The following is a 25,143-nucleotide window of genomic DNA, read 5'->3' as shown; positions in this document are numbered from 1 at the left end:
CGTTTTTATGCAGGTGAACCGACATCGATCAGGGATTCAATCATGACCTTTTGACTGTTTTTGTCCACCCAAGCATGTGTTTCTACCAGTTGCTTGCGGTACCAATCAATTTGTACTTCTACCTGATTACGAGCAGTCCCACCCAACACGTTGCGTGCATTGACAACTGTCTCAACAGCTAGAGCGTCATACACATCTGCCCCAATATCCTCTGAGAAGCTCTGGAATTCTTCCAAGGTCAAATCGAGAAGATATTTTTGCTGCTCGATGCAGTACAAGACGGTTCTCCCTACGACTTCATGCGCCTGACGGAACGGCATGTCTTTGCGAACCAAGTAATCTGCCAAGTCTGTCGCATTGGAAAAATCGTTGGTAACTGCTTGACGCATGCGATCTGCTTTGACATGCATCGTCTTAATCATCGGCGTGAGCAACGCTAGTGCCCCATGAATGGTCGCTACCGTATCGAACATGCCTTCTTTATCTTCTTGCATGTCCTTGTTGTACGCCAGCGGCAAACCTTTCAATACGGTCAACAATCCAAACAGATTGCCGTAAACACGCCCTGTTTTTCCGCGAACTAGCTCTGCTACATCAGGATTTTTCTTTTGCGGCATGATACTGGACCCCGTGCAAAATGCATCGTCTAGCTCCACAAAGGAGAATTCCTGGCTGCTCCAGATGACGAGCTCTTCGCATAGACGGGAAAGATGGGTCATGACCAAAGAAGCGTCTGCCAAAAATTCGACGATGAAGTCACGGTCACTCACCGCATCCATGCTGTTTTGATAGATACCGTCAAATTGCAGCAATTCCGCTACAAACGTGCGGTCGATCGGGAATGTCGTACCTGCGAGTGCACCTGCTCCAAGCGGCAGCACATTCACACGCTTCCACGTCTCAGTCATCCGTTCGATATCGCGTTGCAGCATGGACACATACGCCATTAGGTGATAGCCGAACAATACCGGTTGCGCACGCTGCAAATGTGTATAGCCTGGCATGACGGTATCGAGATGCTGGCTCGCTTGCTCGAGCAATGCCTCTTGCAAATACATCGCCAATTGGATAATCTCCATCAGCTTTTCTCTGAGGTACAGGTGCATATCCAATGCAACCTGATCATTACGGCTGCGGCCAGTATGGAGTTTTCCCCCCACCGGACCGATCTCTTCAATCAGCATCTTTTCAATATTCATATGCACATCTTCATGCGCTACGAGAAACTCAGCTTGCCCGCGCTCAATTTTCTCTTTTACTTTTTTCAAGCCAGCGATGATCTGTCTTACTTCCTCCATCGGCAGGATGCCGCACTTGCCCAACATGGCAACATGTGCCAGGCTTCCGACGATGTCCTGTCGCCACATTTTCTGGTCGAAAGAAATAGAAGCGGTATACTCTTCTACGAGTTGATTCGTCGGCTTCGTGAAGCGTCCTCCCCAGAGTTTCATTGCTTGATCGCATCCTTTTCATCCAAAATCTTAATGGCAGTGTTTTTATTCTCGTTCAGTACACCCTCGTTTACCTGTGCGTATACCTTTGTAGGCAGACCCCACAGCTTGATAAAACCGAGTGCTGCTTTGTGGTCGAATTGGTCACCTGCATTGTAAGTCGCTAGCTCATGGCTGTAGAGTGACGATGCAGAGGTACGGCCTACAACAATCGCATGTCCTTTGTGCAGCTTCACGCGTACAACACCCGTTACGTGTTTTTGCGTTTCTTCAATGAATGCCTGGACAGCATTGCGAATTGGCGAATACCAGAGACCTTCGTAAATCACTTGCGCCAGTTTCTGTTCGACAATTGGTTTGAACTGAGCCACCTCACGAGGTTGCGTCAAGAATTCCAGCTCACGGTGAGCCAAAATCAAGGTAGTCGCAGCCGGTGTCTCGTAAACTTCGCGAGATTTGATGCCCACCAAACGGTTTTCCACGTGGTCGATACGGCCTACGCCATGGTTTCCAGCGATTTTGTTTAGCTTGAGGATCAGCTCAGCAAGTGGGAGCTCTTCGCCATTCAATGCAGTTGGCTTCCCTTGCACGAAAGTGATTTCGATTTCTTCTGCCTCTTCTGGTGCATCTGTGATCGACTTCGTCAGATCGTATGCACCTTCTGGAGGAGCTGCCCATGGATCTTCCAGAACACCGCACTCGCAGCTTCTGCCCCACAGGTTTTGGTCAATGCTGTATGGATTGTCCAGATCGATTGGGATCGGGATATTGTTCTTTTGCGCATATTCGATCTCTTCGTCACGCGTCCAGCCCCATTCACGAACCGGTGCCACGATTTTGATATCCGGGTTCAGCGCTGTAAAGGAAACATCGAAACGTACCTGGTCGTTTCCTTTTCCTGTGCAACCGTGTGCGACAGCTACCGCGCCTTCTTTTTCCGCGATTTCAACCAGCACGCGCGAAATCAGGTAACGCGACAGTGCAGACACTAGCGGATATTTCCCTTCGTACATCGCGTTTGCCTTCAGAGCTGGCAATACAAATTCCTCTGCGAATGCATCTTTTGCATCCACTACGATGGATTTCAATGCCCCAACCTGCAATGCTTTTTTCTGTACGAAATCGAGATCTTTCCCTTCCCCTACATCCAATGCAACTGCAATGACATCGTAGTTATACGTATCTTGCAACCATTTAATTGCTACCGATGTATCTAAACCGCCTGAATAGGCCAACACAATTTTATCTTTTGCCATCATTCTCTCTCCCCGTTTCGAAGTTTCTCTTATGCGAGTAATTATACAAACGAACTAATAAAAATACAACTATTTTTCTTGTATATTTCTTGTGAATTCACAGACAAAAACGGAGATGCAGAGGAATTATACATTTTTCGCATAAAGAGTATCTTGTTTTTATGCATACTCATCATCTGTTTATGCATAAACGTTGCGAGATTGAAAGGGAAACTTATCCAAGGTAGAGAATGAATGAAAGGAGGAATTCCATAGGAGATATCTGTTGGAGGGATTATGAAAACAATTTATTTGGTACGTCATTGTCAGGCTGCTGGCCAAGAACCCGAAGCACTGCTCACGGAAAAGGGAGAAGTACAAGCTCGGGAGCTTGCCACCTTCTTCGCAGGTTCCCCCATTGATCGAATCATTTCGAGTCCGTATCATCGGGCGATTGCTACCATCCAACCACTTGCACAGGAACTCGGAATCGTGGTTGAAGAAGACACGCGTTTGGTTGAGCGCGTCCTTAGCGGAGTACCACGTGAAGATTGGTTCGAACGACTGCGCGATACGTTCAATGACCTGTCGCTTGAATTCGAAGGGGGCGAATCCAGTCTTACTGCTATAAACCGGGTAAATTCATTGCTCACTGAGATTTTGGCAGATGCGCATAAAGAAATCGTGCTTATTAGCCACGGATGCCTGCTGGCCTTACTCATGAAATCAATTGATGACCGCTTTGGCTTTCACGATTGGGAGAAATTAAGCAATCCAGATGTATTCAAGCTTACCTGCCATTTAGAAACCAAAGAGCTCGTCCGCATATGGTCGTAAACGAATAAAAACAGTTACAAGGGGCAGCTTATCTGATTGCCTCCTGTAACTGTTTTTGTGGGATGGACTCCATTCCGATAATGCTCTGCAACTCTTCGTATGGCAGTCGCTGAACGATTCTGATAAAATGCTCCGCCAATATCGGATCAAATTGGGTACCGGAGCCCCGTCTGATTTCTTGAAGCGCTTCCTCCACAGGCAAGCCTTTTCGATATGGCCTGTCCGCGACCATCGCATCGAAAGCGTCTGAAATGGCTAAAATTCTCGCCATCAGCGGAATCTCATCCCCAGCTAAACCATCCGGGTATCCCCTTCCGTCTATTCGCTCATGATGGGAGCGGATCGCAGGAAGCAATTCATTGAACATCCCTGCTTGCAAAATAATTTCGTAGCCAATGACCGTGTGCTGCTTGATCTTGTCGTACTCTTCCGGGGTCAACTTTCCTTTTTTATTGAGAATTTCGTCTTCGATGCCGATTTTTCCAATGTCGTGCAGGATTCCCCCGATATAAACATCCTCCACTTTTCTTTCGGATAAACCAATATCTCTCGCAATTTCTCTTCCCCAGTAAGCTACACGCTGAGAATGTCCACTTGTGTATCGATCTCGTGCGTCAATGGAAGCAGCCATCGTCGTTAAGAAGTTGTGATTGAATGATTTGACCTCTTCTACTTTTTGCTGAAGCCTTTGAAGGTTGTCATAGTAATGATGAAATACGTAGCTGATCGTAATAAACGCAATCATCATAGGAATTAGTGTTAGCGGGCCATATGACTCTACTAACCGTGAACCTACTCCGGCTAGAATTAAAAGCAGCAAGTAAGTCGAGGTGAAGCCTTTTGCCATCATCTTTACGGTTCGCGCCCAAGTCATTTGATGAAAATAGGAAATACCCAATCCACATAAAATCAGGTTCACAAACCAATACACACCAGCCAAAAACAAATCGCTAATAATGGGAGAAATGGTTCCGAAGCCCTCGATCCAATCCTTCAAAAACGCTACTGTCCATATTGTCATTAACAATTGCCCAATATTAATGATAGCTTTTAGCGGATTAAACCTTACCAGGAAAGCAATGATTAAAGATTCAATAACAGCAGCCCATACTCCGACCCATACTCCGTACAACAAAATACCCGAAAAGATTACAGCATTGTTCACTGTTAAAATCGTATTCGATATACGCACGGGAGCAAAACAGGAGAAAATGGTCAAGAGGGTATAGGTAGATAATACCCCCCAATGCTCACGAGCAGTCCATTCAGATGAAGATGTGTAAAAAATATAGATTGCTGCAATGACAAATCCAACCTGTACAACAATCCCCTTTATCCAAACCGCGTAATTAGTTTTTTGTCGCATAACTTTTACCTTCGCGAAGTTGTAGTAATGAAATAGGTTTATTCATCAATCGCTGAACAAGTAAAAAGGCTCCTAACATAATAAAAATATCGCCGATGCTAATAATCCGAGGAATGATAGATGGCATGTAGATGACATCGGTCAAAAATGGAAAATTTGAACTTTCCGTCAATACACTATGCTTGAAATTCGTTCCATTTATAACTGGTTCTAAATCATAAGGAAGCTTTGCTGCTTGGACTAAATCGATTGGCATTTTTCCATTGTTAGACCAAATTGCAATCGCATTCAGAAACCAGCCGATTAAAAATATCCGCATATCTTCAAATTCTCGATTAAAAACGAGGAAAGCCAAAATAAACACATACGCGATCGATATGAAAAGGCCACCGATCGTAGGGAAGATGACTGCACAAGCCTGCAGCAATATGGTAACGATAAGAAGTTTTAGTTGATTGAATTTAGGAAATTCCTTGATTCTTCCCCCTCGCAGCAATGCTACGAGAAAAGATAGGGCAATTACATCCAATAGCATGTTGTTTCCTCCAAGCTTGAAGAAAAAACACCACTCAGCCAAGCGGTGTTTGTTTCTCCAATACGCTTATTATCCAATATGGAAGTTTGCAGAAGTAGCTGCTACGATTGCAACCACCATCATAATTGCCGCGAACCATTTTTTCATTTTCTTTTCCCCCCTTCAGGCATAGTGGAGAAAGCTGGCTTCGCTACTGTCCGTGATGCAGAGGCCAAGCGACCAAGTACAGCCCCTGCTCCTCTTTCCTTTTCCATTATGGAAAAGGTTGGATTCGCTACTGGCTCCATACGGACCAAGCGACCAGATACAGTCCGTACTTCTTCGCTTCTTTCCTACCTTTATTTTACACATAAGTGACAAAATTCGGCAATCATAGATTCATAGTCTATTCGATTTAATTACAGCTAGTTCTATTTAACTAGAACTATGTTCACACCAGCGCCGCCAATATCGCCTTTTGTGCGTGCAATCTATTTTCAGCCTGATCAAAAATGACAGAGCGCGATCCGTCGATGACCCCGGTTGTCACTTCTTCCCCACGATGTGCTGGCAAGCAGTGCAAGAAGAGATAATCACGATCTGCCGCTGCTACCAATTTTTCGTTCACTTGATAGTCGGCAAATGCTTTCAATCGCACCTCATTTTCTTCTTCAAAACCCATACTAGTCCAAACGTCCGTGTATACAGCATCTGCCCCCATGACAGCCTCTGTTGGATCGGTGGTCACCATCATGTTTCCACCACTTTGTTTCGCGTATTCTGTAGCCTTTGCGACAATTGCTGCATCCATTTCGTAGCCTGCCGGAGTCGCCACCCGCACATCCAGACCTAGCAGAGCTGCGCCCAGCACCAGTGAATTCGCCACGTTGTTACCGTCTCCTACATAGGCGAGCTTGACTCCTTTCAGCTTGCCTTTATGCTCCCAGATCGTAAGCAGATCAGCCAACGCCTGACACGGATGGTACAGATCGGTCAAGCCATTGATAATGGGGATCGACGCGTGCTCGGCAAGCTCTTCTACATAAGAGTGGGAAAAGGTGCGAATCATGATGGCATCCACGTACCGAGAGAGAACTTTCGCTGTGTCGCTGATCGGCTCCCCGCGTCCGAGCTGTAGCTCTTTTCCGCTCATGAACATCCCCAAGCCGCCCAACTGATGCATCCCTACTTCAAAGGAGACGCGCGTGCGGGTCGAAGCCTTGTCAAAGATCATCCCCAACGTCTTGCCTTGCAAAGGCTGGAATGGCTGTCCCAGCTTTTGCAATTGCTTGACGTGAGCAGACAGATGGAGCAGCTCCATCAATTCCTCTCCGTTGAATTCATCGACGCGTAAGAAATCTTTTCCTTTATGCTTTTGTAACGGCAAGTTTTGAAAGTGTTCCAATATCTTCACTGGCTGCATGCGAGCCACCTCTTTTCTTCATAATAGACTTCACGTATAACTCGAACGTATCGACAGCAGAGAACAATGGCACACCTTGTTGTACCATACGGCTTCGCAGAGCAAATCCTGTCCGGCCCTGACGATTGCCTTTCGTCGCAGTAACAAGAGCGAAGGCCGCTTCTTCCTTTTGCAACAGCTCGATCCACGCCTCTTCATCTGCCACGATATGCTTCACGACAATTCCTTCGGCTGTCAGCCACTCGGCTGTTCCCGGAGTTGCCGCCAGATTGGCACCGTCTTCTTGAATTTGTCCAATCGATTCTCTTACGCCGCCCTGCTTATCTCCATCTGCCAGAGAAATCATGACCACCTGACCTTTTTGCCAGTCGCCGTACAAATTGTCTTTGAAAGCAAAGGCTTTGCCTGCTGCCTCTTCGAAAGAACGCCCCAGGCCAAGAACTTCGCCCGTCGATTTCATCTCTGGGCCTAGTACCGGGTCTACGCCGTTCAGCTTGATCGTGGAGAAAACTGGCGCCTTGACGACTGCAAACGGAATCTCTGGCAAAAGCCCTGTACCATAGCCCATCTCCGACAGCTTTTCACCCAATTGTGCGCGAACCGCTAATTGAACCATCGGGATGCCCGTCACTTTGCTCGTAATCGGTACGGTCCGTGAAGCACGAGGATTTACCTCCAGTACATAAACCGTTTCGCCATCAATGACGAACTGGATATTGATTAACCCGACCGCTTCCATTTCCCTCGCGATTGCTTCTGTATAGCTCGCGATTTTGTGCTTGATGTCATCCGTCAGTTGAGGAGCGGGGAACAAGGCTACACTGTCGCCAGAGTGGATGCCCGCTCTCTCCACATGCTGGAAAATCCCTGGGATAATGACAGATTGTCCGTCGCATACCGCATCTACTTCTGCTTCCTTGCCTGGGACGTATTTATCCACGAGAAGTGGGAAAAACATGCTCATGTCCGGATGGTTCAGCCAGTCGTGAATGGTAGCTTGCAGTTCCTCGATATTGTGGACTACTACCATACCTTGCCCGCCGATGACGTACGAAGGTCGCATCAAAACAGGGAAGCCGATTTCATCCGCTATCGCGGTCGCATCCGCCAAAGACGATACTCCTTTACCGGGGATATGAGGAATGTCCAGCTTGCGCAGCATGGCGTAGAACAGCTCGCGATCCTCCGCACGTTCGATGGCTGTAAGCGACGTACCCATTACTTGCAGACCCGCATGCTCCAGCTTTGCTGCCAGATTGATTGCGGTTTGACCCCCAAACTGAACCATGACGCCCTCCACCTGTTCGCGTTCTGCGATATGCAGCACGTCTTCTACGTGAAGCGGTTCAAAATAAAGATGGTCGGCTGTTTCATAGTCAGTGCTGACCGTCTCTGGGTTGTTGTTCACAACCACAGCTGCAATACCGCTTGCCTGAAGTGCTTTGGCTGCATGTACGGAGCAATAGTCAAACTCGATACCCTGACCGATGCGAATGGGACCTGAGCCAAGTACCAGTACTTTGCGGCCAGACAGTGACTCGACCTCATCTATTCCTTGCCAATCCGAATAGTAGTAAGGGGTTTGGGCATCAAATTCTGCTGCACACGTGTCCACGATTTTATAAGTAGGCGTAATGCCCGATTCTTGACGAAGTGATTTGATTTCGGTAGGTGTAGCACCCACTAGTGAAGCGATGGTTTCATCGGCAAACCCGCGACGCTTTGCTTCCAACAACAGTTCTGGGGTCAGTGTTTTCCTATCGTGGCAAGACAGCTCTACTTCCAAGTCCACGATTTTACGCAAGCTCCGCAAGAAAAACGGATCGACACCAGTCAGACTGTGCAGCTCACTTTCTGTAAAGCCTTTGCGGATCGCCTCAGCAAAAACAAACAGTCTGATATCAGTCGCTTCCTGTAAGGAATGTGCAAGCTCCTCACGCGTCCAGGATGCCAGCTCTGGTCGAGTCAAATGTGTGCAGCCCTGTTCCAGAGAACGAACTGCCTTCAAAAGTCCTGCTTCCAGATTGCGGGCGATCGACATGACCTCGCCAGTCGCTTTCATTTGCGTCCCCAGCTTGCGGTCTGCCAGTGGGAATTTGTCAAACGGGAAGCGTGGTATTTTGACAACGATGTAGTCCAACGCTGGTTCAAAGCTAGCGTACGTATAGCCCGTGATTGGATTGAGTACCTCATCCAGTCCGTAGCCCAATGCGAGCTTGGCGGCGATCCGCGCGATTGGATAGCCTGTTGCTTTAGACGCCAACGCACTTGAACGACTGACACGAGGATTTACTTCGATCAGCACATACCGATCGGAATTCGGATCAAGCGCAAATTGAATATTGCAACCGCCTACTACCCCAAGCGAACGAATCACTTTCGTTGATACGCTGCGCAGCATTTGGTACTGGCGATCTGTCAGCGTCTGAGATGGCGCGACAACAATACTGTCTCCCGTATGAATACCTACTGGGTCCAAATTTTCCATATTGCACACGATTATGCAGGTATCATTTGCGTCCCGCATGACCTCGTATTCAATCTCTTTCCAGCCTTTTACACTGCGCTCAATCAATACCTGACCAATTGGGCTAGCCGCAATGCCACCGGCTGCAACCTTTCGCAAGGACGCTTCATCCCCTGCGATCCCGCCACCTGCTCCTCCGAGTGTATAAGCAGGACGGACAATCACTGGATACCCTATCGCGTTCGCAAACTCGATTGCTGCTTCTACAGATTCGACTGTATCGCTCTCTGGAACAGGCTCTCCGATTTGTTGCATCAATTGCTTGAACAGCTCACGGTCTTCCCCGTTTTGAATGGCAGCCAACGGCGTACCCAACAGCTGCACACTGTATTTTTCCAGCACGCCCGCTTCTGCCAGCGAAACAGCAAGATTAAGTCCCGTTTGGCCGCCTAACGTAGGCAAGAGGCCATCGGGACGCTCTTTTGCGATAATAGCTGTCACGGATTCCACCGTGAGCGGCTCCAGATATACTTTGTCCGCTACTTGTTCATCTGTCATGATCGTTGCCGGATTGTTGTTCACCAGCACGACCTGCACGCCAGCTTCTTTTAGGGAAAGGCAAGCCTGTGCACCTGCATAATCAAACTCCGCTGCCTGCCCGATGACGATCGGACCAGAACCGATGACCAATACTTTATGAATGTGTGGCAATTTAGGCATATCTCTTCGCTCCTACTACGCGCATCGACTGCAAGAATTGGTGGAAAATGTGGGACGTATCACTAGGGCCCGGATGTGCTTCCGGATGGAACTGCACACTGAAAACAGGCAGACTGACGTGTCGCAATCCTTCGACTGAACCGTCATTGACATTGCGATAGGAAACCGTTAACTGACGTTTATCCAGAGACTCTTCCTTGACCACGTACCCGTGATTTTGTGAACTCATATATACTTTGCCAGTCATCAGATCCTTGACCGGATGATTGCTGCCGCGGTGACCGTATGCGAGCTTTTCTGTCTTGCCGCCGTACATCAATGCCAATACTTGATGCCCCAAACAAATGCCCAATGTCGGGTACTGCTCCACGGCTTTGCGCCATTCGCTGCAATACGCAAGCAAGTGCTCCGGATCGCCAGGCCCATTGGAAAATAACAAGCCGTCTGGTGCGAGAGCATTGATTTGGGCAAAACTCGTATCAAAAGGAACGACCGTAACACGGCAGCCCTGCTGGAGAAGAGCATCCAAAATCGATTGCTTCATGCCGAGGTCAATCAAGACGACATGCTCCCCTATTCCTGGGTACCGCTCTACCTGTTGTCTGGATACGTTGGCAACTAATGATTTCTTAGCGTGCTTGTAGCGCAGGGACACAACTTCCTCCACCTGCATAGGCTGATCGGAAATGACACCGAATACAGTACCGTCTTGACGGACGCGCTTTGTAATCGTTCGCGTATCAATCCCTGCAAGGATCGGGAATCCAAATGCTTCTGCCGCTTGGGCCAAAGTCATGTTTGATTCGTAATGGCTTGGCTCCATGCATAGCTCGCTGACAATCATCCCTGTCAAAGCTGGCTTGGCTGCCTCATAATCCTTTTCGTTGATCCCGTAGTTTCCGATCAAGGGATACGTGAACGTAACGATTTGCCCTGCAAAAGAAGGGTCTGTCATCACCTCTTGATATCCCGTCATTCCTGTATGAAAAACCACTTCTCCGAATCCGTTAATTGGGGCGCCATACAGCTTCCCTGTAAAAACTTCGCCGTTCTCCAGCGTTAAATATCCTGTTCCTAACGATTGATTCTCTCTATCCATCTATAAAGCCACTCCTCTCCAATGGGCACCGGACTGATCGCTCTTATCGAAAATTTATGCAACCTTTTGTATTAATATACATTTGGGATTATAAAAATGCAACGAGTTTTTTGACCACTTTCACTCGTTGCATTCTTTGTTTTTTCACCTAAACCTGAGATAGCGCCTCGCTTAATACAGCAACGGCCTGCTTTACTTCATCATCGGTCGTTACAAACGAAGGCAAGAGTCTCACTACTTGTGGACCAGCCATCAGCAGAATGACTCCTTTTTCCCGTGCATACGCAACCAGCTCACCAGCGGGAATCGTTAGCTCCACACCGAGAAGCAATCCTTTTCCCCGAACCGTAACCACTTTGTCTGGATGCTCTGCCTTGAGCTTCTCCAGCTCTTTGATCAATACGTCATGGATATGGGCTACCCGCTCCAAAATCTGCTCCTCTTCCATCGTCGCAAGTGTCGCGATTCCAGCAGTTGCTGCCAATGGATTCCCGCCAAAAGTAGTACCATGCGTACCCGGAGCAAACGCTTCTGCTACTTCCTTAGTCGAGACAACCGCACCAATCGGGAACCCACTTCCCAAGCCTTTTGCCAATGAAATCGCATCTGGCTTCACGTCATACTGCTGGAAGGCAAACCATGTACCCGTGCGACCAACCCCAGTCTGTATCTCATCGATTAACAGGAGTAATCCGTGCGCATCGCACAATTCACGCAGCGCCTTCACCCACGCCTCTTCTGCCGGATGTACGCCGCCTTCACCCTGAACCAGCTCCAGCATGATCGCGCATGTCTTGTCTGTAATTGCTGACTTGACTGCATCAAGGTCGTTGTAAGGAACGGTGACAAATCCTTGCGGCAATGGTGCGAATCCGTCCTTCACCTTTTCCTGTCCAGTAGCCGTCAGGGTAGCCAATGTCCGTCCATGAAAAGACTGTTCAAAGCTGATGATTTCGTAACGGTCAGTCCCTTTTACTTTTTGTGCATAGCGGCGGGCGAGCTTGATCAACCCTTCATTCGCCTCCGCCCCACTGTTGCAGAAAAAAGCTTGATCCAGTCCAGACAGACGGCTCAGCTTTTCCGCCAAAATCTCTTGCTGAGGAACATGCACCAGATTCGAGCAATGCCACAACGTATCGAGCTGTTCGTGCAGCTTTGCCGTTACTTTTGGCGGGACATGCCCTAACGAGGTCACGGCAATTCCTGAGGTAAAATCGAGATATTGCTTGCCTTGATCATCCCACACCTGGTTTCCTTGTCCTTTTACCAAACTGATTGGCCATCTCGCATAGTTATTCATGAGATGCACAGGCGTTGTTGTTGTATGCATATTCATTTCCCTCCCACCTAAGCGTAATTAACATTCATACGAACGGTTGTCCCAACTGCCTGCCCCGCACAAACACCGAGCAGATCTTCAGCGGTTCCCCGGCAGATGACAACCTGCTCCACACCCTGTCCGAGAGCGTCGAGAGCTGCCTGAACCTTCGGAATCATTCCACCAGTAATAATCTCTGCCCGAATCATTCTCTGAATCTCTTCTGCACTTGTGGCTGGCACTACTACCTTGGTTCCGTCTGGCTGAGGTTGCATGATGCCCGGAACGTCAGTCACCATGATCAGTTTTTCGGCGCTAAGTGCTGCTGCAATCGCTCCTGCGGCTACATCAGCATTGACATTAAATGTCTCTGTGCCATCTTTACTAACGGAAAGGGGAGCAATCACCGGGACATAGCCCTGCCCAAGAATCGCTTTCGGAATGGTCGTATCAGCCTTCTTGATTTCCCCTACCCATCCGAGTGGCTTTGAAGTTTTTGTTGCCAAAAGAGTCTGACCATCGATGCCACTAACTCCCCATGCCTTGGCTCCTGCCTGCGTCAGCCTTTTTACCAGTGTCTTATTGATACTACCGCACAAGACCATCTCTACAACACGCAGCGTGTCCTCGCAGGTAACACGAAGCCCATCGACAAATTGCGGAGTGATCTGAACTCGATCGAGCAGACTGTTAATGGCTGGTCCGCCCCCATGGACGATGACGATCTCTTGTCCTTGCGCCTGCAGTCCGGCAATCGCCTGAAAGAAGGAGTCAGGTAGCTGATCCATGGTGCTACCGCCACATTTGATCACGACAATTCCTTGCATCTGCTCTCCTCCTCTACGGGTACACGGGTACAAGCGGCAAGCCCGTTTTCTCAGGCAAATCAAACATGGCATTCATGTTTTGCACAGCTTGACCAGCTGCGCCCTTCATCATGTTATCGATTACTGACAGCAAAATAACACGCTTCGTGCGCTGATCAACATGAATAGCGATATCGCAGTAATTGGAACCATAAACTTCTTTCGTATGTGGATGACTGCCTGCAGGACGTACACGCACAAAAGGCTTATCCGCATAAGTAGCTTCGTATAGCTCCTGGATTTGTGCTTGTGTGACATCAGTGGTTAGTTGTCCGTAAGCCGTGACTAAAATCCCTCGGGTCATCGGTACCAGATGTGGCGTAAATTGAACAAGCGTCTCTTCCCCGCTTTGTTTTTGCAGCTCCTGTTCAATCTCTGGTGTATGCTGATGATTCGCAACTTTATATGCATGAATGCTCTCATTAATCTCGCTGTAATGAACACCGAGCGATACTCCACGTCCAGCACCGGACACACCTGATTTGGCATCGACGATCCAGCTGTTAGGCTGCACCCAGCCTGTCTTCACCAGCGGAAGCAGGGCAAGGAGCGTAGCAGTTGGATAGCAGCCTGGATTTGCTATGAGACTGGCACCTGCCACTTGCTCTTGATTCCACTCGCTTAAACCATAAACCGCTGTTTCTACCCATTGGGAAGGGGCCGGCTCATGTTTGTACCACGTTTGGTAGACCGCACCGTTTTCTAGACGAAAATCCCCAGATAAATCAATGACCTTTACGCCTTTTTCGACCAGCTTTGGAGACAGCCCGCTACTTACTCCCGCAGGCGTAGCGAGGAAGATCAAATCGTTCACACCGCTCATGCTGTCTGCATCAATCGGTGACAATGTGGGCAATCCGAGCCCAGCTGCATGTGGAAACGATTTTTCTAAGCTTTCTCCTTCTGATGAACTTGAATATAAATTGGCAATCTCAACATGCGGATGCCCAGCCAAAAGACGGATCAACTCCGCGCCACCATACCCCGTTGCTCCAACAATCCCGACCCGAACCATACTCTCTCCCCTTTATTCAGTCCTGTATTTTTATACATGAATAATAATAAAAATCCATATAGAATACAACAGAAAAACTTTTTTAGGTCCAAAGAAAAAAGCGCCCGAATGCTCGAGCGCTGGTTTGTTGCCCTGTTTACTTTTTGTCCGCTAACCATGCAGCGATGTTTTCTGCATCTTTTCCTTTGACGAGACCCGGAGGCATTGATCCTTTTCCTTTTTCCAAAATGCCCATGATCTCGTCCTTGTTCAACTGACCGCCGATCTTTTGCAAGTTCGGTCCAACTGCCCCTTCCAACGTCTGGCCGTGGCAGCCTGAACAGGTATTTTTGTACATGGTTTCTGCAGTTGCTGCATCATAGCTGCCAGATGGTGTCGTGGCTGGCGGAGTTTCTGTAGCCGGAGCCTCTGTTGCCGGTTGATTGGCTGGCGGCTGTGTTTGCTGATTTCCGCCACCACAGGCACTTAGCGAGAATGCGAGTACAGCCGCTGTCAAAACGAGTGGAATACGTTTCAAGGCTGTTCCCTCCTTTTTTCGGATTTCTTCGCTAAGTATGCCTCCGACTACCACTTCTCATTCTTGCTACAGCCATTTAGGACAAAGGAAACTCTAACGGGCTCCATTCACGCAACTCCAACGTCCGTGCGCCTTCCACGACAACTGGATCAGCCTCAGCCAATTTGCGAGCTTCTTCTAGAGAATCCGCTTTGTAAATAACCAATCCGCCAAGCTTATCTGTGAAGGGTCCTGCCATGAACACTTTCCCCTGCTTGTACAATTCATTGATATACGTTAGATGCGCAGGTCTTACTTGAGCATTCAACTCTTGATTCACGATTGGCAAAAATGCAGCATACAACATGGACGGTTCCTCTCCTTTTTCATGACCTTGTTCTTTCATGAAGTATAACATAATTAAGAATACGGACTTTTGTCCGGTAGGATTTTTCCTTTCTACAGCGAACGATTCAAAGGTAGCAAGTAGCAACAGAGAGGCGGATAGGTATGGGCACGCAGATACAGTTATATACATCTCTCTTCCACAACAATCCTGACGCTGTTTTCATGTTCGACATGCAGGGCAGATTCACAGGAGTAAACGCTGCTGGTGAAGCATTGGTAGGATACACCTCTCAAGAATTGCTGCACATGCAAATTTGGGAAATTCTCGCTTCTACAGAAGGTCTCGACAGTAAGGAACAACAACAAATCCTCTCTGCAAGAATCCGAAAAAATAAGCATTATCAGTTGCGCCATAAAAACGGGCAGGTTGTAGATATTATCGCTTCCAGCTTTCCCATTTTTCAAAACGGCGAAATTATTAGTCGCTATTCCATTGCGAAAAACATCACGCAGCAAAAGAAAGTGGAAGAGGCTCTTCACCAGATGCAAGAGAACTTTCGGTTAATATCTGAAAACATTATGGATTTGATTTTTATTGTAAATGTGGATGGAATTATTACCTACGCTTCCCCTTCTGTTCAGGCGGTTACTGGTCTCACGATTGATCAAGTGATCAATCAGCATTTTTCGATCTTAATTCATCCTGACCAAGTAACCAACGCAAAGAGCGATTTTGCTCAAATGATGAAGCAGAAGATCACACTCGACGCCGAGTACCATTATCTGCACCCAGACGGAAGAATGTTGCTATTCGATGTGAAAGGAACACCTGACATTTGTTCGTACGGTCATATTCTCAGCACGGTTTTTGTGGCACGTGATATTACAGAACGTCGGCAATCAGAGGATTTGCTTCGTTACTCTGACAAGCTGTCGGTTCTAGGAGAGCTTGCCGCGGGAATCGCCCATGAAATTCGCAATCCACTTACGGCCTTGAAAGGGTTTATTCAACTCATGGAAGGCGACGAGTTCGCCAATCAGCAATACTTGCAAATTATGCGATCCGAAATCGACCGGATCACTTCGATTACCAGTGAGCTCTTGATAATGGCGAAGCCGCAAGCGTTGCGATTTGCTCCCAATGGCCTTTTGCCATTGCTTTTGTCTGTCATTAAGCTTTTGGAACCACAAGCACTTCTTAAAAATGTATCCATTCTTACTGATTTTCCGCAAGTCACGTCCCTCATCTTGTGTGAGGAATATCAAATCAAGCAAGTCTTCATAAACATCATAAAAAACGGCATGGAAGCCATGCCGTTAGGTGGAAATCTCACAATCAAGGTTGTAGAGCGCTCTTCCGATGTTATCATCCGAATCAGCGATCAAGGACAAGGCATCCCTGCTGAGCTACTTCCCCGATTAGGAGAGCTTTTTTATAGTACAAAAGAAACAGGAACTGGCTTGGGGTTAATGGTAAGCACAAAAATTATTCGCGATCACGGCGGTACAATCAACATCGCCAGCGATGTCGGCAAAGGAACCACCGTATCGATTTCCATACCAAAAGCCTTGAAGCCTTCTGTTTCGTTTAACGATTAATCTGCGCGCGCAGATAGGCATCGATAAACGAATCAATATCACCATCCATGACTGCTTGAACGTTTCCTACCTCCATATTCGTCCGGTGGTCTTTTACCAGACTGTATGGGTGGAAGACATAGGAACGAATTTGGCTGCCCCATGCAATATCTTTTTGTTCACCTTGAATCGCGGCCAACGTTTTCTCTTGTTCTTCCCGTTTTTTCTCAAACAGTCGTGCCGTCAGCATCTTCATCGCACGCTCCCGGTTTTTAATCTGGGAGCGTTCTGTTTGACACGTCACCACAATTCCAGAAGGCAAGTGAGTAATCCGTACAGCGGAGTCAGTCGTGTTGATATGCTGACCACCCGCACCACTGGAACGATACGTATCGACTTTCAGGTCTTCTGTACGTATGTCTACCGCATTATCGTCTTCGATCTCCGGCAGGACGTTGCAAGACACAAACGATGTGTGACGACGTCCAGAGGCATCAAACGGAGATATCCGCACAAGACGATGAACCCCTTTTTCTGATTTGAGGTAGCCATACGCATTGTAGCCCTTAATGAGGAGAGTGACACTTTTTACACCGGCTTCATCGCCAGGCAAATAGTCCAATGTTTCAACCTTGAAGCCCTTGGCATCCCCCCAACGTGTATACATACGTAGAAGCATGGACGCCCAATCCTGGGACTCTGTACCACCCGCTCCCGGATGTAGCTCCAGAATGGCGTTGTTTTTGTCGTATTCATCACTCAAAAGCAATTCCAGCTCAAAGCTCTCAAATGACTTCCGCAGCTCCTGCGTACTGTCATACAGATCTTGAATGAGGGATGAATCCCCTTCTTCGATGACGAGCTCCAGCATTACCTGGAGATCCTCATACTGAGAATCCAGCTTGGTCATCGTCTCTACGAGGCTTTTGATTGCATTCAGTTCACTGATTGTCTTCTGCGCTGCATCATTGTCATCCCAAAAATCGGGTGCCAACATGCGCTCTTCCAGTTCACCAATTCGTTCCTGCTTTACTGGGAGGTCAAAGAGACCCCCTAATATCCGCTAAACGCTTAGCCATGCTAGACATCTCTTGTTTGATGTCCGCAATATCGATTAATGCCATGTTGCGAATCACCTTCTCTTTACGTAAGCTATGTTTTATTGTAACGTAATTTGCCAGATGCGCAAATACGGCAGCTTGTCACGTTTAGAAAAGGGACTTCGCCGCTACACTTTGTCACGTTGCCACCGGTGGTGATGGCGAGGATCTCAGGTCTCGGATTTCATGTGGTTGTTTATTATCCGCCTGTGGTGCGGTAACCAGATAGAGATGGGTACGCCGAGCTTCGCTTGCTTTCAGCTGGTAAGCTTGCTTGATGAAGGCTTGTCGCTTCCAGTTGTGTGTTTTTCGATATTTTTTGGCTAGCGGACTTTCACGTGTTCGATCCACCATTCCATTCGGCGGTGCAATCAAGGCCTCATTCCAATTTGGCTCCGGAATTTCCTCTATCAGTCGCTTGTCCTCAAAGACCGGGTCTTGCGCTGAGATGACTCTCGGTAATTCGATTCCCTCCTCCTTTTCAATCAGCTGTATTTTTTTATTTTCTTTTCCTGTCTTTAACACTGCTTTTAAAGTAACGGAAATGCGCTCCATTATATTCTTCGTTTGTATCCCCATCACGTTCACTGACGTTCTCATTTGTTCATTCCCCCGTCTTCGTGAATTTTTGGTAAAAGTGTTGTACTTACGATTCTATTTATTTTTCAGATAATTACCACTTGAATCGTTCGATCACATTTACCAGTGTTAGACAAATTGATCGTTAATATCAGACGAGGAAGAATAGATGAGGACGAATACTGTCAAGGCATTAGGAATGGGCAAGAAAAAAACATCCCCCTCGTACCGAATTTGCCGATACGAGAAGAATGTTCTGTCCTTGCTTAGTGTTTCTTATTTTGACGTTTGCGTCCCTGCTCCTGAGCGCGACGCTGTGCACGGTTTTTCGGATCAGCATCACCGGAGGTCTCCGGATCTGGACGATCAGATGGTCCGGAAGTTTGCAAGTTGTCCGGGTCGATTCCTTGACCGCGAATAACATCCTGACGTTCCAGGTTTTGGCTGACTTCTGCCTTCATGATATACATAGCAACTTCTTCCTGAACTGCAGCCAGCATACCTTGATACATTTCGTATCCTTCGAACTGGTACTCACGAAGCGGGTCGTTTTGTGCGTAGGCGCGCAGGTGAATCCCTTGACGCAATTGATCCATTGCATCGATGTGATCCATCCACTTGCTGTCGACAGCACGCAGAATGACGACTTTTTCAAACTCGCGAATCGATTCGCCGATTTCTTCTTCACGCTGTTTGTACTGCTTATCGACTTCTGCTTTCAACAGCTCGAGAATTTCTTCTGCTTCCATGCCTTTCAGCATTTTAGCCGTAATCGTTTCTTCATGGAGGAACCCATTATTGGCAGCATCGGCCATTGCTTGTAGATCCCAATCCTCTGGTACCTCTTCTTTTGGACAATGCAGAGACACTGCACGCTCCATCACTGCGTAGATCATATTTAAAGCAACATCGCTGAGATTTTCCTGTTCCAGGATGTCTTTACGCTGTTTGTAAACAACCAGACGCTGCTGATTCATCACGTCGTCGTACTGGAGAACGCCTTTACGTGCATCGAAGTTGGATCCCTCTACACGCTTCTGCGCGGATTCTACCGCACGAGTAACCAAGCGGCTCTCGATCGGCATATCCTCTTCCATACCCAGGCGATCCATCATATTCATGATATTGTCCGCACCGAAACGACGCATCAGCTCATCTTGCATCGAGAGGAAGAACTGGGATGAACCCGGGTCCCCCTGACGACCGGCACGACCGCGCAGCTGATTGTCAATCCGACGGCTCTCGTGGCGTTCTGTACCGATAATATGAAGACCGCCTACATCCGCAACACCTTCGCCAAGCTGAATGTCCGTACCACGACCCGCCATGTTTGTCGCAATAGTAACCGCTCCGTACACACCTGCACGTGCAACGATTTCCGCCTCGCGCTCATGTTGCTTCGCGTTTAATACGTTATGCGGTACGCCTTTTTGCTTCAGCATTTGGGACAAGCGCTCCGAGTTTTCGATGGAGATGGTACCTACCAAGATCGGTTGGCCCTTTTTGTGACGCTCGACAATGTCGTTTACAACCGCACGATATTTGGCTGCCTCTGTTTTGAAAACAAGGTCAGGTGAATCGACACGCTGTACTGGCTTATTCGTTGGAATAACCACAACGTCGAGACCGTAAATCTTTTTGAATTCTTCTTCTTCCGTCTTCGCTGTACCTGTCATACCCGCCAGCTTCTCGTACATACGGAAGTAGTTTTGCAAGGTAATGGTCGCCAGTGTCATGCTCTCGCTTTGGACACGCAGACCTTCTTTGGCTTCAATCGCTTGATGCAAGCCATCGCTGTAACGACGTCCAACCATCAGACGGCCGGTGAACTCGTCAACGATCACAACTTCGCCTTCCTGCACCACATAATCGACATCGCGCTTGAATAGCACTTGTGCTTTCAACGCCGCCGTAATGTGGTGGTTCAACGTGATATGTGCCGTATCGTACAGGTTGTCGATGTTGAATGCCTGTTCGACTTTGGTTACACCTTCATCTGAGAGGTTGACGATTTTCAGCTTCTCATCGATTGTAAAATCTTTTTCTTCTTCCAGGCGTTTCACAAAATGCGAGCAGATGTAGTACAGCTCTGTCGATTTGTTAGCAGAACCGGAGATGATCAACGGCGTACGTGCTTCGTCAATCAAAATGCTGTCCACCTCGTCGATGATAGCGAAGAAGAGCGGACGTTGCACCATTTGTTCCTTGTACAGAACCATATTGTCACGCAGATAATCGAAACCAAATTCGTTGTTCGTACCATACGTAATGTCACACGCGTATGCTTCGCGTTTTTCTTCAGGGCTCAGTCCATTCTTGTTCAAACCGACTGTCAGTCCGAGGAAGTTATACAGCCTACCCATGATGGTCGAGTCACGCTCAGCCAAGTATTCGTTCACGGTAACGACGTGGACGCCTTTGCCCATCAAAGCATTCAGGTATGTCGCCAGCGTCGCAACCAGCGTTTTACCTTCACCCGTCTTCATCTCGGAGATACGGCCTTCCTGAAGCACCATACCACCAATCATCTGGACGTCAAAGTGACGCATGCCCAGTACACGGATCGATGCTTCACGTACAACCGCAAACGCTTCATTCAAAATTTTGTCCAGTTCTTCTCCATTTGCCAAGCGAGCCTTAAACTCAGCTGTCTTCTCCTGTAATTGGTCATCCGAGAGTGCCTTAATCGTTGGTTCCAGCGCGTTGATACTTTCTACACGCTTAAACATTTTCTTTACTTCACGTTCATTGCTATCGCCGAATATCTTTTTAACGAGTCCTAACATGAGGACACCCCTTCCATATGCTGCCAAACAAAAATGCACAAGCCAGCATGAGTCCAGATAATAAAATAAGGATACCGATTCTACGAAAATAATACTTTCTAAAAAGATATTTTATCAAATAGAGCATCCTCTACACAAGTAAAGGGAGTTGCCAATAGCAACTCCCTAGTCTTATACGAATGAGAATGTGTAAAGTTTCGTTATTTTGGTTCAATCAATCCGTAACGCCCATCATTGCGGCGATACACCACACTGACGTCATTGGTGTCACTGTTTTGGAAAACGAAGAAGCTGTGTCCCAGCATATCCATTTGCATGACCGCTTCCTGTGCATCCATCGGCTTCAGATCGAAGCGTTTGGTTCGAACGATATCGATGTCTATGTCCATATCATCCTCATCCACATCCGGGATCATGACTGCTACTGGCTGACTCTCACGCTGTGCGATTCTTCCTGTCGAATCAACCCGAAGCTTCCGCATCAGCTTCGTTTTGTGTTTGCGAATCTGACGTTCCAGCTTTTCTACTACCAGATCGATAGCAGCATACATATCTTCGTGCGTTTCCTCCGCTCGGATAATGACCCCACTCAGTGGGATAGTTACCTCGATCGTGCCCTCTCCGCGATGTACATGCATGGTGACTTGTACTTCTGTAGGCTGTGGAGTTTCAAAATATTTTTCCAGACGGCCGACTTTCTTTTCGACATATTCTCTAAGCGCAGCGGTGACTTGAATGTTTTCTCCACGAATGTTAAATTTCATGGTTCCAACCTCCTTCCGTCTATACATACGTATTCGCCACTTCTGTAAATAATCCTTCCACTCAGATTAAAAAAATCTTTGCAAATCTTTTACAAACCATCAATATCCGACATTATTTTACCAATACTTACTAGATTCCCTATGCTATAATAGGACAGGTAGTCATCCAATCCTATATCGCGGTCGTACATCGCACTGGAGGAATCCTCATGGCCGAGGTAAAACCTTCCCATTCACTTATCGGAACAACACTCGCTCAAGACGTCTACAATGAGTACGGTCTGCTTTTACTACCCGCTGGTGCAATCCTTCATCTAAGTGATATACGACTGCTAGAGGCTCACCAGGTGGAAGCCGTACACGTTACTACTGACTCGGAAGCACCCGAAATGCCTTTTCCTCTCCTTCATTGGAGTGAGGCAGAGGCTGCAAAGGCCTATATGGTGGCCGTACAAAAAACCGAGTATTTATTTAACCAGCTCGCAAATGGGGATACCCCCCAACTGCAACAATTTAGCGACGCTGTTCATCCTATGCTCGATCAAGTTCTTCATCACATGAGATTTCTGCGCTTCATTTATTTGAATGAAGGAACAGAAAGTTATACGTATCGCCACTCCCTGCATGTAGGTATCGTGGCAGCTTTAATCGGAAAAATCATTGGACTGCCTCAACGTGATGTTCATTTTTTAGGCCTTGCAGGTCTTCTCCATGACATCGGCAAGATGAAAATTCCCGATGAGCTGCTGTCCAAGCCAGAGCGTTTGACAGACGAAGAGTATACGATTATGAAAAAGCATACCGTATACGGCTACGAGCTCTTGCGCACCATGGACGATGCCGACAACTTGCTAGCACAATGCGCTCTAATGCACCACGAACGTTGGGATGGAAGTGGATATCCCCTCGGACGAAAAAAAGATGGCATCCCTTTTGAATGCCAAATCATCAGTGTCGCAGACGTATTTGATGCGATATGCACAGATCGCGTGTATCGGAAGGGAACCTCTCCCTTTGAAGCAGCGAATGTGCTGTGGGAGTTAGCTTGTTCAGGCCAATTAAATCCGATGATTGTATCTCGTTTTATCCATTACATTATCTTACTTTACATCGGTTCCCATGCGCTTTTGAGCAATGGCGACCAAGTCGAAATCATTATGATTCATACTGATGAGCCAATGCGCCCTCTCGTTCGTAGAGGTAATGATTTTATAGACCTGAGACTGCAGCGTTCCCTACGCATTCAAAGAATGATCAGTTAAACACGTTGAAAGAACGAATCCCCCTGTCCGATCAAGGAACCAGGGGGATTTTGCTATTTGTTTCGATTATAACTTCACGACGTTCGCCGCTTGTGGACCGCGGTCCCACTCCACAACGTCGAATTCTACAGCCTGCCCCTCATTCTACACGCTCGCTCATTACCGTGTGGAATATTTTTTCTCAAGTCCTCTCACGACTACACGGGACAAGAACAACGTAAGTACCAAGTAAACCGCCGCTTCTGTTAAATACGGGGGATAGCGCTCAAATGTACTTTTCGCCACGTTCATGGCTGCGTAGTTTAATTCCGGTGTCGCGATTACTGCTAGAAGGGACGAATCTTTTAAGAGAGCAATAAACTCATTTCCGATCGCAGGCAGCATACGTGTAAACGCTTGCGGAAGTATAATTTGACGCATAGCAAGGCCCTTGTTCATGCCAAGTGATCGTGCCGCTTCCATTTGTCCCGGATCAATGGATTGGATGCCAGCCCGAAAGATTTCCGCCATATAGGCAGCCGCATTGAGCGAAAGCGCGACAAAACCTGAATAAATCGCTTCCGGGCTGCTCGCTCCCGGATACAGAATCCCCCAAATCGACGGAATCACCGCGAAATGAATCAGCAAAATTTGGACCAACATCGGGGTTCCCCGAAACAGCTCTACATAAATCGAACAGGTCCACCGCACGATTCGTTTGGAGGACATTTTGCCCAAGCTGATGAACAACCCCAAAAATGTTCCGCAAACCGTAGCCACTGCCGTTAGTAAAATCGTATTAATAATGCCTCGGATAAACAGTTCTCGGTAGTCGTAGATGACACTCCAGTCCAATGGCTAATCCTCCCTTCTCATGTCAGCAAGCCAAGTTGCGAACAAACGCCGGCTACGTCATAGGGACGCACCCGGCCATTTTGCTGCCTACTTATTGCCAAAGTACTGGGTGTAAATTTCCTGCAGCTTTCCATTTTCTTTTATCTTTTTCAATCCGTCGTTGATTTTGTTCATCGCATCGGCATTGCCCTTTTTCACAATAATTCCGTAAAATTCCTTTTCAAAGGAATCATCTTTAATCAGCTTAAACTTCTTATCTTTTACTTTATTCACGTAGTATGACAAAACACCATTGTCGCCAATCACTGCATCGACGCGACCATTAAAGAAGTCATCGACGGAGGATGGCATATCATCATAGCCTTTCAAGCCTTCGTACGTATCTCCAAACGCTTTTTTGACCACTTCTTCACCCGTGGTCGCAGCTTGAACCCCGATCTTCTTGCCTTTCAAATCTGCCAGCTTCGTCACTGGAGAATCTTCCGCTACCAGAATGAGTTGGTTCGCTTCAAAGTATGAGTCCGAAAAATCGTATTTCTCCTTGCGCTTCTCCGTGATCGTGATGGACGAGATCCCAATATCAACCGTCCCTTTGTCCAGTCCATCAAAAAGTGGGTCCCACCCGGTGTTTTTCCACTCGATCTTGAATCCGCCAGCTTCCGCGATCGCGTTCATCACATCGATGTCATGCCCACTAATCTTGTCAGCCTCAAGCATTTGGAACGGTGGATATGCCGCATCTGTACCGACTACGTACACCTTGTCACCCGAACCGCCACTGCCAGACGTTTGCTGACCACCCGATCCACAGCCTGCGAGGAGTACCCCCACACCGACGACCAACGCAAGCGATTTGAACCAATTTGTCCCGATACGCATTTCGAAATCCCCCTTGTGTCTCTCTATCTGTCCATTTTGTCCCCAGCAATGTCCACATGGAAATTACGGATTTTTTGCGTTCTCCACAGAGTTATCCACATTATCCACATACCATTGTGCACAAGCTGGGTATAACCTTTTTCCTGTATATTCTGCCACTTTAGTACGAAAGTAAGGGGAACGAAATGGGAGTATAAGTGGATCTA

Annotated in this window: 21 protein-coding genes, 1 pseudogene and 1 riboswitch; of the genes and pseudogenes, 3 read left to right on the top strand and 19 right to left on the bottom strand. The window is 47.6% G+C overall.

What is annotated here, in order from left to right:
- Positions 1 to 5 precede the first annotated feature (5 nt).
- Together argH and HP399_RS03625 are read right to left on the bottom strand one after the other, a co-directional pair.
- On the bottom strand, positions 6 to 1,451 hold the full coding sequence (gene argH, locus HP399_RS03630; protein ID WP_007718258.1) for an argininosuccinate lyase: 1,446 nt from the start codon (positions 1,449 to 1,451) through the stop codon (positions 6 to 8).
- Positions 1,448 to 2,707: an argininosuccinate synthase gene (locus tag HP399_RS03625; RefSeq protein WP_173619919.1), complete on the bottom strand. Its 1,260-nt coding sequence runs from the start codon at positions 2,705 to 2,707 to the stop codon at positions 1,448 to 1,450. Before HP399_RS03625 ends, argH begins: the two co-directional genes overlap by 4 nt.
- Before the next feature lie 276 nt (positions 2,708 to 2,983).
- Between HP399_RS03625 and HP399_RS03620 the strand changes: the two genes are divergently transcribed.
- The gene (locus HP399_RS03620; protein ID WP_173619627.1) at positions 2,984 to 3,523 is read left to right on the top strand and encodes a histidine phosphatase family protein; all 540 of its coding nucleotides are present in this window, start codon (positions 2,984 to 2,986) and stop codon (positions 3,521 to 3,523) included.
- A 28-nt stretch (positions 3,524 to 3,551) separates the two neighbouring features.
- Here the strand turns inward: HP399_RS03620 and HP399_RS03615 are convergent, their stop codons facing one another.
- The 10 genes from HP399_RS03615 to HP399_RS03570 all read right to left on the bottom strand — a co-directional run bounded on the left by HP399_RS03615 (position 3,552) and on the right by HP399_RS03570 (position 15,174).
- Positions 3,552 to 4,889, bottom strand: a complete 1,338-nt coding sequence (locus tag HP399_RS03615) for an HD-GYP domain-containing protein (protein WP_173619628.1) — start codon at positions 4,887 to 4,889, stop codon at positions 3,552 to 3,554.
- Complete coding sequence (locus HP399_RS03610) at positions 4,873 to 5,424, bottom strand: DUF5317 family protein (protein WP_173619629.1); 552 nt, start codon at positions 5,422 to 5,424, stop codon at positions 4,873 to 4,875. Before HP399_RS03610 ends, HP399_RS03615 begins: the two co-directional genes overlap by 17 nt.
- A gap of 256 nt (positions 5,425 to 5,680) precedes the next feature.
- Positions 5,681 to 5,762: riboswitch (cyclic di-GMP riboswitch) on the bottom strand.
- Between the two features lie 92 nt (positions 5,763 to 5,854).
- A complete protein-coding gene (gene argF / locus HP399_RS03605; RefSeq protein ID WP_007718246.1) occupies positions 5,855 to 6,826 on the bottom strand; it encodes an ornithine carbamoyltransferase in 972 nt (323 codons plus the stop codon).
- Positions 6,771 to 10,013, bottom strand: coding sequence for a carbamoyl-phosphate synthase (glutamine-hydrolyzing) large subunit (gene carB, locus HP399_RS03600; RefSeq protein ID WP_173619630.1), 3,243 nt, complete (start codon positions 10,011 to 10,013; stop codon positions 6,771 to 6,773). Before carB ends, argF begins: the two co-directional genes overlap by 56 nt.
- Positions 10,006 to 11,112, bottom strand: a complete 1,107-nt coding sequence (locus tag HP399_RS03595) for a carbamoyl phosphate synthase small subunit (RefSeq protein ID WP_173619631.1) — start codon at positions 11,110 to 11,112, stop codon at positions 10,006 to 10,008. Before HP399_RS03595 ends, carB begins: the two co-directional genes overlap by 8 nt.
- A 148-nt stretch (positions 11,113 to 11,260) precedes the next feature.
- Positions 11,261 to 12,442: an aspartate aminotransferase family protein gene (locus HP399_RS03590; RefSeq protein WP_173619632.1), complete on the bottom strand. Its 1,182-nt coding sequence runs from the start codon at positions 12,440 to 12,442 to the stop codon at positions 11,261 to 11,263.
- A gap of 17 nt (positions 12,443 to 12,459) precedes the next feature.
- Positions 12,460 to 13,257, bottom strand: coding sequence for an acetylglutamate kinase (gene argB, locus HP399_RS03585; RefSeq protein WP_173619633.1), 798 nt, complete (start codon positions 13,255 to 13,257; stop codon positions 12,460 to 12,462).
- A 13-nt stretch (positions 13,258 to 13,270) separates the two neighbouring features.
- Positions 13,271 to 14,311, bottom strand: a complete 1,041-nt coding sequence (gene argC, locus HP399_RS03580; RefSeq protein WP_173619634.1) for an N-acetyl-gamma-glutamyl-phosphate reductase — start codon at positions 14,309 to 14,311, stop codon at positions 13,271 to 13,273.
- A 136-nt stretch (positions 14,312 to 14,447) separates the two neighbouring features.
- On the bottom strand, positions 14,448 to 14,828 hold the full coding sequence (cccB, locus tag HP399_RS03575) for a cytochrome c551 (protein ID WP_173619635.1): 381 nt from the start codon (positions 14,826 to 14,828) through the stop codon (positions 14,448 to 14,450).
- Positions 14,829 to 14,904: 76 nt separating this feature from the next.
- Positions 14,905 to 15,174 (bottom strand): YciI family protein, encoded by a 270-nt coding sequence (locus HP399_RS03570; protein ID WP_173619636.1) that lies wholly within the window; start codon positions 15,172 to 15,174, stop codon positions 14,905 to 14,907.
- Positions 15,175 to 15,317: 143 nt separating this feature from the next.
- On the opposite strand from HP399_RS03570, the gene HP399_RS03565 reads away from it, so the two are divergent.
- Positions 15,318 to 16,754, top strand: coding sequence for a PAS domain-containing sensor histidine kinase (locus HP399_RS03565; RefSeq protein ID WP_173619637.1), 1,437 nt, complete (start codon positions 15,318 to 15,320; stop codon positions 16,752 to 16,754).
- Here the strand turns inward: HP399_RS03565 and prfB are convergent.
- The 4 genes from prfB to hpf all read right to left on the bottom strand — a co-directional run bounded on the left by prfB (position 16,744) and on the right by hpf (position 21,962).
- Positions 16,744 to 17,857, bottom strand: a protein-coding gene (gene prfB, locus HP399_RS03560) for a peptide chain release factor 2 (RefSeq protein WP_173619638.1) whose coding sequence is annotated in 2 segments (ribosomal slippage) — positions 16,744 to 17,775 and positions 17,777 to 17,857 — 1,113 coding nt in all. Because the reading frame shifts where the segments join, the coding sequence is not laid out codon by codon here. The genes HP399_RS03565 and prfB overlap by 11 nt on opposite strands.
- Before the next feature lie 114 nt (positions 17,858 to 17,971).
- A complete protein-coding gene (locus HP399_RS03555; RefSeq protein ID WP_173619639.1) occupies positions 17,972 to 18,433 on the bottom strand; it encodes a hypothetical protein in 462 nt (153 codons plus the stop codon).
- 245 nt (positions 18,434 to 18,678) lie between these two features.
- On the bottom strand, positions 18,679 to 21,198 hold the full coding sequence (gene secA, locus HP399_RS03550; RefSeq protein ID WP_173619640.1) for a preprotein translocase subunit SecA: 2,520 nt from the start codon (positions 21,196 to 21,198) through the stop codon (positions 18,679 to 18,681).
- 200 nt (positions 21,199 to 21,398) lie between these two features.
- On the bottom strand, positions 21,399 to 21,962 hold the full coding sequence (gene hpf / locus HP399_RS03545; RefSeq protein WP_017252261.1) for a ribosome hibernation-promoting factor, HPF/YfiA family: 564 nt from the start codon (positions 21,960 to 21,962) through the stop codon (positions 21,399 to 21,401).
- Between the two features lie 209 nt (positions 21,963 to 22,171).
- Here hpf and HP399_RS03540 point away from each other — a divergent pair, with 209 nt between their 5' ends.
- Positions 22,172 to 23,224 carry an HD-GYP domain-containing protein gene (locus HP399_RS03540; RefSeq protein ID WP_173619641.1) on the top strand — a complete coding sequence of 351 codons (1,053 nt, stop codon included), beginning with the start codon at positions 22,172 to 22,174 and terminating at the stop codon, positions 23,222 to 23,224.
- A 66-nt stretch (positions 23,225 to 23,290) separates the two neighbouring features.
- On the opposite strand, the pseudogene HP399_RS03535 reads toward HP399_RS03540, so the two are convergent.
- The 3 genes and pseudogenes from HP399_RS03535 to HP399_RS03525 all read right to left on the bottom strand — a co-directional run.
- Positions 23,291 to 23,365 (bottom strand): annotated as a pseudogene (locus tag HP399_RS03535) (cold shock domain-containing protein); the annotation flags it as partial.
- An 18-nt stretch (positions 23,366 to 23,383) separates the two neighbouring features.
- Entirely contained in the window at positions 23,384 to 24,058 is a 675-nt protein-coding gene (locus HP399_RS03530) for an amino acid ABC transporter permease (protein WP_007718198.1), read from the bottom strand.
- 87 nt (positions 24,059 to 24,145) lie between these two features.
- Positions 24,146 to 24,937 (bottom strand): basic amino acid ABC transporter substrate-binding protein, encoded by a 792-nt coding sequence (locus HP399_RS03525; RefSeq protein WP_048035008.1) that lies wholly within the window; start codon positions 24,935 to 24,937, stop codon positions 24,146 to 24,148.
- Positions 24,938 to 25,143 lie beyond the last annotated feature (206 nt).

The sequence above is a fragment of the Brevibacillus sp. DP1.3A genome, assembly GCF_013284245.2.
In the GTDB taxonomy this organism is placed as follows: Bacteria; Bacillota; Bacilli; order Brevibacillales; family Brevibacillaceae; genus Brevibacillus.
Note: the sequence above shows the minus strand (reverse complement) of the source record. Positions and strands in the feature narration are given on the sequence as shown.

Coding starts and splice junctions, on each gene's coding strand:
- HP399_RS03555 (WP_173619639.1), bottom strand. CDS start 18,433: ATGAGAACGTCAGTGAACGTGATGGGGATACAAACGAAGAATATAATG.
- carB (WP_173619630.1), bottom strand. CDS start 10,013: ATGCCTAAATTGCCACACATTCATAAAGTATTGGTCATCGGTTCTGGT.
- HP399_RS03615 (WP_173619628.1), bottom strand. CDS start 4,889: ATGCGACAAAAAACTAATTACGCGGTTTGGATAAAGGGGATTGTTGTA.
- argF (WP_007718246.1), bottom strand. CDS start 6,826: ATGCAGCCAGTGAAGATATTGGAACACTTTCAAAACTTGCCGTTACAA.
- secA (WP_173619640.1), bottom strand. CDS start 21,198: ATGTTAGGACTCGTTAAAAAGATATTCGGCGATAGCAATGAACGTGAA.
- HP399_RS03540 (WP_173619641.1), top strand. CDS start 22,172: ATGGCCGAGGTAAAACCTTCCCATTCACTTATCGGAACAACACTCGCT.
- argC (WP_173619634.1), bottom strand. CDS start 14,311: ATGGTTCGGGTCGGGATTGTTGGAGCAACGGGGTATGGTGGCGCGGAG.
- HP399_RS03590 (WP_173619632.1), bottom strand. CDS start 12,442: ATGCATACAACAACAACGCCTGTGCATCTCATGAATAACTATGCGAGA.
- HP399_RS03625 (WP_173619919.1), bottom strand. CDS start 2,707: ATGGCAAAAGATAAAATTGTGTTGGCCTATTCAGGCGGTTTAGATACA.
- HP399_RS03565 (WP_173619637.1), top strand. CDS start 15,318: ATGGGCACGCAGATACAGTTATATACATCTCTCTTCCACAACAATCCT.
- argH (WP_007718258.1), bottom strand. CDS start 1,451: ATGAAACTCTGGGGAGGACGCTTCACGAAGCCGACGAATCAACTCGTA.
- HP399_RS03620 (WP_173619627.1), top strand. CDS start 2,984: ATGAAAACAATTTATTTGGTACGTCATTGTCAGGCTGCTGGCCAAGAA.
- hpf (WP_017252261.1), bottom strand. CDS start 21,962: ATGAAATTTAACATTCGTGGAGAAAACATTCAAGTCACCGCTGCGCTT.
- argB (WP_173619633.1), bottom strand. CDS start 13,257: ATGCAAGGAATTGTCGTGATCAAATGTGGCGGTAGCACCATGGATCAG.
- HP399_RS03570 (WP_173619636.1), bottom strand. CDS start 15,174: ATGTTGTATGCTGCATTTTTGCCAATCGTGAATCAAGAGTTGAATGCT.
- HP399_RS03595 (WP_173619631.1), bottom strand. CDS start 11,112: ATGGATAGAGAGAATCAATCGTTAGGAACAGGATATTTAACGCTGGAG.
- HP399_RS03610 (WP_173619629.1), bottom strand. CDS start 5,424: ATGCTATTGGATGTAATTGCCCTATCTTTTCTCGTAGCATTGCTGCGA.
- HP399_RS03525 (WP_048035008.1), bottom strand. CDS start 24,937: ATGCGTATCGGGACAAATTGGTTCAAATCGCTTGCGTTGGTCGTCGGT.